Source organism: Candidatus Pelagibacter communis (genome assembly GCF_001180105.1).
Lineage (GTDB): Bacteria > Pseudomonadota > Alphaproteobacteria > Pelagibacterales > Pelagibacteraceae > Pelagibacter > Pelagibacter ubique_K.
The window spans coordinates 1-541 of record NZ_CVSO01000008.1; the positions used below are offsets into that span (position 1 = coordinate 1).

1 protein-coding gene is annotated in these 541 nt (G+C 35.7%); it reads right to left on the reverse strand.

The features are described 5' to 3' along the window. A partial coding sequence (locus AMN84_RS01380) for an isocitrate lyase/phosphoenolpyruvate mutase family protein (RefSeq protein ID WP_179850678.1) occupies window positions 1-541 on the reverse strand: 541 nt, incomplete at both ends.

Consider the following 541-nt stretch of genomic DNA (forward strand, 5'->3'; position numbering starts at 1 on the left):
GATGGTGAGCAATTATACGCTAATAATTTACCTGGATATTTTTTATGGATAGCATCAGCAAATTTTTTTGCTTCCTCTAAATTTGGTGTTGCAGTTTCACACCATATAAGATCTGAATATGGTGCATACGCAAGACCTCTTGAAATTGCTTGATCAATTCCAGATTTAACATAATAAAATCCTTCTGGAGATCTTTCGCCAGTCAAGAAAGGTTTGTCATTTTCATCGTGATCATTTGTAATTAGTTTTGCTGCGTTTGCATCAGTTCGAGCAAGAATTATTAATGGTACATCAGCTATGTCAGCTGCTAATCTAGCAGCTTTCAAGTTTTTTACTGCTTGGCTCGTTGGTATTAAAACCTTACCGCCCATATGACCACATTTTTTTTCACTTGCTAATTGATCCTCAAAGTGAACCCCGGCTGCTCCAGCTTTAATGAATTTTTTAGTCAATTCAAATACATTTAAAGGTCCCCCAAATCCAGCTTCACCATCAGCAATTATTGGAAGCATGTAATCTATTCTCTTTTCTTTCTTATAAT